Source organism: Mesorhizobium sp. M7A.F.Ca.US.011.01.1.1 (assembly GCF_003998295.1).
In the GTDB taxonomy this organism is placed as follows: Bacteria; Pseudomonadota; Alphaproteobacteria; order Rhizobiales; family Rhizobiaceae; genus Mesorhizobium.
In genome coordinates this window covers 1-5,226 of sequence record NZ_RZRT01000043.1, presented here as the reverse complement: position 1 = coordinate 5,226, position 5,226 = coordinate 1, and the positions used below count along the sequence as shown (strand labels likewise).

Below are 5,226 nucleotides of genomic sequence, written 5' to 3'. Positions count from 1 at the left end.
CTGGGACGAAACTGAATGGGTAGTGGCTCGGAACACGATTCATCACTGCGAGCAGTTCCCCTCCCACGTACTGCTTCCTGTGATGACAGCGATGGGGTCCCATGCCGGCAAGGCGAATTTGAACAGCATCGCTAGGTGTTTAGATTGTGGTATTCGGCTTTGCCCCCCGCCTTGAACGGGTTGTTTTGAAGTGCTGCGCTTCGAGATGATGACAAAACGTGGTCTGTGTGAACAGCCACAAGCATCAGGAAAGGAAGCGCAGCATGAAAAATTATGCCGGACTGGACGTCTCCGTGAAAGAGACCACCGTTTGCATCGTGAGAAGGGCGCCGAATTTGCCGAGAGATGAAGGTTGCTAGTCATCCGGACGATCTTGCTGACGCATTGAAGAACCCCGCATGGAATCTCGCCCGGATCAGGCTTGAAGCCGGCCCCTTATCCCAATGGTTGGTCTGGCGGCAGCCGGACTACGTGACCTGTATCGAGCCCCGTCATTCCAAGGCGTTCTCAAGGCACAGGTCAACAAGACCGACCGCAACCATGCTCGCGGCATCGCGCAGATATGCGGGTTAACCTGTTCCGGCCCGTGCATGTCAAGAGTAAGCGGTATTCTCGGGCCACGGCCTTGAGCTCGAGCTTGTTGATGTAGACCCAAGGCAGGAGATCGTCGATCTGGCTGTTGGGGTGGCCGTTGACGATCCTGGTGAGGACATCGGCGAGATAAGCCGAGCGGTTCGACACCATTGAGCTTGCAGGTTTCGATCAGCGAGGCGATGACTGCCCAGTGTTCGGCGCCGCCGTCAGAGCCTGCGAAGAGCGCGTTCTTGCGGTTGAGCGCGAAGACTGATTCATTATGCACCCCCTCTTCAAATGGCGGGAAACAGCGATTTCTGATTATCGTCGTTGATGATACGCGGAGATTTGCGCGCCAAATCGGCCTTGATCCGTTCATCTTCAAGGTCGCTGGCGCGGATCTGGTAGGGCGCGCCGCGCATGACCTGCTCGGCTGGTAATATGCCGTCCCTGACGAACCGGCGGATTTTGACGTGCGACACGCCAAGCTTCGCGGCCGCGTCCGACATGGTAAGCCACTCGCCGTTCTTGTCGGAAGACCGATAGCCGCTGATCTTGTGCACCGTGCGCAGGGATTGGACGCGTCGCGCCGTCCAGGTCTTTCCCTGACCCGTCTTCATGCCCATGCGGTTGAGTGTGGCGGCGATTTCGGCATCCGACCATCGCGTTGCCATGGATCGCATGACCGCCAGAGCCTCCTCAGGCGTACTCTGGCCATGCTCTCCGGATTTGGACTTGCGAACCCTTACCTGGGAATGCTGGCCCCCATGCCAATGGATGGTCAGGATCACATCGCGCGCGTCGTCATCGACGTCCGCCACAATGTCCTTGATGAGCGCGCGCAGCAGTTGCTGACGGAACCGCATATCGACACCCGGCGCATTCCAGGCGGCTTCGAGATCCTGGGCGAGGCCGGTGAAGTCAGGGATCGCGTCGACAGGCTCCATACGCTGGACTTCACTGAGCCGGGCCTCGCAGGTCTCCACGCGCCTGAGCCTAGCTTCCCAGTTCCTCTCGAGCTGGGCCGCTATAAGCCGGTTCTCCGGGTCGCAGGCGGCGTAGCGGCGCTCGGCGAGCGATGCCTCATAGCGTGCCTGCTGCAGGTCCATCTCGATCATCTGCCGCCGCCTGGCTTCGCTCTCCAGCTGCATCTGTTCAGCCTCCAACGCCGCCTCGATCGCCATCGGCGCAACCGCCTCCAAGGCTTCGCGGGCCACCGCCGCATCGGTGCGAAAGCCGTTGAACGACATGCATCGCGCCTGCGCCATCATGGTGTTCTCGCAACGATAGACCGGGTAACCTTGGCCACGTCCGGCATACGTGACAACCAGTCTTCGCCCGCATCGACCACAGGAGAGAAGACCCGGGAGCAACGCGCGACCGCCGCGGCCCGACTTGACGCCGCCGGCTTTGCCATAGGCGTTGGCGGCGAGAAGTTCCTGGTTCCGTTCGTACTCGCTCCATCCGATATAGCCTTCGTGATGCTCCTTGAGCACCACCGCCCAATCGCTGGCCGGCTTGTAATGACCATAGCTCTTGCGGACGCGGCCATCCACGATCTCGGTGCGCTTCTCGCTCTTACCATAGACATAAGCGCCGGCGTAGAACGGGTTCTTCAGGACGGAGATCACGTTGCGGTAGCGGACCGGAACCCAGGCGAAGGACACCATCTTCTTGCCGTCGGAGGGTCTGGGGAAATGCACGCCATCGTCGATCATCGAGATCAGGACCTGGCGGGCACTGCCGAGTTCGCGGAAACGCGCGAATATCAGGCGAATGGTCTCCTGCAGGCGTATATCGGGATCGAACCCGAGACCGTAATCCCGGTGCCAGACGTAGCCGAAGGGCACAGAGATGCGCAGTTCGCCGCGCTGTGCCTTGGCGCGGTCAGCTTCGTACATGCGAGCACGCAGCACCCCGAGTTCGAACTCGCTTATGCTCCCCTTCATGCCGAGCAGCAGGCGATCGTTCGGCAGTCCCGGATCGTAGACTCCGTCCAGATCGATCACCCGTGCATCGACTTCGCCGCACAACTCGAGCAGCCGATGCCAGTCCGGTCCGTTGCGAGACAGGCGGGACGCCTCCAGGCAAAGCACAGCGCCCACATGACCGGTGCACAGATCGTCGACCAGGCGTTCGAAACCGGGACGTTCCACAGCTCCACTTGCGGTGCGTCCCAAGTCCTCGTCGATCACCTCAACCTTGCGGAATCCCCAGCGCCGCGCGACGTCGACCAGCTCATATTGCCGACGCTGGCTCTCAAGATTGAGCTGCACTTGCGCCTGCGTGGACTGACGTACATAGACAACGGCCTTGCGCTTGAGGATGGTGGCCGGAATCAGATTACGGCTCGTCATCGCGGCTCTCCTCCGTCACGATACCGGCGGCGGCCATCAGCACATTGGCGAGCCGGGCGATCACGATCGTTCGTTGCGCTGCGCTCAGCCCGACTAGCTTGTGCGAGTCGAGCGCATGCTGAGCTGGCGAACGATCACGAGAGATCGTGTCGGTGGCGGCAAGGTTCTCATTTTGAGTCTCCCCGATGATGAAACCATCCGGAGAGCCTCGCCGGAAACGGCGCTGGATCAAGAGCTTGTTCAGTTCAAGCAGTGCAGCAAGCGACGCGCGCGGGGAGCCCAGATCCATTGCTGCGCACGGGACTTCGACCTCCTGCCCAACATGGGCAGAATGACCCCGAGATTGCGATCGGACGGATCGAGCGTTCGACGGTGTTGCTGTCGATCTCGATGCGGCCGTCGTCAAGGAAGTGCGAGAGGCCTTCCCAGCGTGAGAGCGTGTAGCGGATTGCCTCTGCGAGCTTGGTCTTCTGACTGATCAGGCCGAGCTTCTCACGCAGCCAGGGTTCGAGATCGGCGACGATGGCGCGGCTTTTGTCCTGACGCATCGCGCGGCGCTCGTTGGCCGATCGGCCACGGATGTCATCCTCGATCTTGTAGAGTTCGGCGATCCGTCTCAGCGCGTCACTGGCGATCGGCGCGGGACCGGCTGCTGCCAGTTCATAAAAGCGCCGACGGACATGCGCCCAGCAGAAGGCGAGCGTGACGCCGCTTTTGTCGGCCAGCACGCGATAGCCGCCATAGCCGTCGACCTGCAAGATTCCGGTGAAGCCTGCGAGATGAGCGATCGGACGCTCGGCCTTTCGGTCCGGCGCATAGACATAGGCGACGCCCGGCGGGTCGCTCCCCTCCCATCGTCGGTCATCGCGGGCATAGGCCCAGAGTTGACCTGTCTTAGTCTTGCCGCGGCCGGGATCGAGCACCGGCGCGGTCGTCTCGTCGGCGAAGAGTTTTGCCGAGGACTTCAGCTTGCCAAGCAGCCGCTCATGCACCGGACGCAGGTGCCAGGCGGCGCGGCCGACCCAGTCGGCGAGCGTAGAGCGATCGAGATTGATACCCTGCCGGGCGTAGATTTGCGCCTGACGATAGAGCGGAAGGTGATCGGCATATTTTGAGACCAGCACCTGGGCGACCGTTGCCTCGGTCGGAAGACCACCCTCGATCAGCCGGGCCGGCGCCGGAAGCCTGAACCACGACGTCCTCGCAGGCGCGGCAGGCATATTTGGGCCGGCGCACGACGATTACACGCAGCTGCGCCGGAACGATGTCGAGCCGCTCGCTCACGTCCTCGCCGATCCGATGCAAGCCATTGCGGCAGCATGGGCAGGCATGGTCCTCGATGTCGACGACCATCTCCACGCGCGGCAGATGGGGTGGCAGCGCGCCCCGGTTGGCCCGGCGCCTCGTGGCCTTTGCTTGCCGCTCGGCGGGAGCAGATTGCTCCTTCTCTTCCTCACCGGCGGCCTCGATCTGCTCCGCCTCTTCGAGCCCCAGCAGCAATTGATCCTCGGGGAGCGTCTCGGCACGCCGGCCGAAGCGGTGACGCTGCAATTCCTTGATGATCTGAATCAGACGGGCATTCTCGACGTCGTGCGCCAGGACCATCGCCTTCAGCGCGTCCGGATCGTCGGGAAGCTGGTCAGCCGTCATCGCCATGAACGGATCAGACCATATTCGCCGACAGCCCGCGACAGCGGAATCTAGGCTGATTCACTTCGTCGCGGGTCAGCCCGCCTGGGCTGGCACGCGGGTCCGGCGCGCCTCATGGACTCGCCGCCAGTCGAGACCTTCGAGTAGCGCCGAGAGCTGCGCGGCCGTCAGCCGCATCATGCCGTCATGCACTTTCGGCCAGCGGAACTCCCCATCCTCCAAACGCTTAGCAGGCAAACCCCGGTGCCATCCCAGAAGATCAGCTTGATCCGGTCAGTCCGCTTCGCCCGGAAGACGTAGACGGCCCCGCTGAACGGATCGGCCCCCATTGTCTCTCGCACCAGCGCCGCCAATCCCTCCGCACCCTTGCGGAAGTCGACGGGCTTCGTCGCCACCATGACCTTGACCGCACCCGTCGGCCCGATCACGACGTCGCCTTCAGCGCGCGGATCACTGCGGCCACCGTCTTGGTATCGGCGCCCCGGCCGACGCGCATCGCGATGCCGTCGATCTCAAGCTCGATCATGCCGGCATCTCGGGTGGCTTGCCGTTTCCGCTGCTTCGGTGAACGGCTGGCTGCAGGTTCCGCCGCCGCCACAACCGCCGGCACAAAGGCAGGAGAATCTTGCTGCACCGAAGCGGCCTG

General features: G+C 62.6%; 2 protein-coding genes and 5 pseudogenes. 1 reads left to right on the top strand and 6 read right to left on the bottom strand.

Annotation, left to right across the window (positions count from 1 at the left end; genetic code table 11):
• Window positions 1–263 precede the first annotated feature (263 nt).
• Window positions 264–601, top strand: a pseudogene (locus tag EOA13_RS38935) (IS110 family transposase); the annotation flags it as partial.
• A 44-nt stretch (window positions 602–645) separates the two neighbouring features.
• On the opposite strand, the pseudogene EOA13_RS27635 reads toward EOA13_RS38935, so the two are convergent.
• The 6 genes and pseudogenes from EOA13_RS27635 to EOA13_RS38375 form a co-directional block, all read right to left on the bottom strand.
• Window positions 646–838 (bottom strand): annotated as a pseudogene (locus EOA13_RS27635) (transposase domain-containing protein); the annotation flags it as partial.
• A gap of 28 nt (window positions 839–866) precedes the next feature.
• Window positions 867–2,930 (bottom strand): recombinase family protein, encoded by a 2,064-nt coding sequence (locus tag EOA13_RS27630; RefSeq protein WP_063169338.1) that lies wholly within the window; start codon window positions 2,928–2,930, stop codon window positions 867–869.
• A complete protein-coding gene (locus EOA13_RS38050; protein WP_063169337.1) occupies window positions 2,917–3,219 on the bottom strand; it encodes a hypothetical protein in 303 nt (100 codons plus the stop codon). Before EOA13_RS38050 ends, EOA13_RS27630 begins: the two co-directional genes overlap by 14 nt.
• Window positions 3,220–3,268: 49 nt before the next feature.
• Window positions 3,269–4,586 (bottom strand): annotated as a pseudogene (locus EOA13_RS27625) (IS66 family transposase); the annotation flags it as partial.
• Window positions 4,587–4,655: 69 nt separating this feature from the next.
• Window positions 4,656–5,008, bottom strand: a pseudogene (tnpB, locus tag EOA13_RS27620) (IS66 family insertion sequence element accessory protein TnpB).
• Window positions 5,005–5,226 (bottom strand): annotated as a pseudogene (locus EOA13_RS38375) (hypothetical protein); the annotation flags it as partial. The pseudogenes tnpB and EOA13_RS38375, both read right to left, overlap by 4 nt.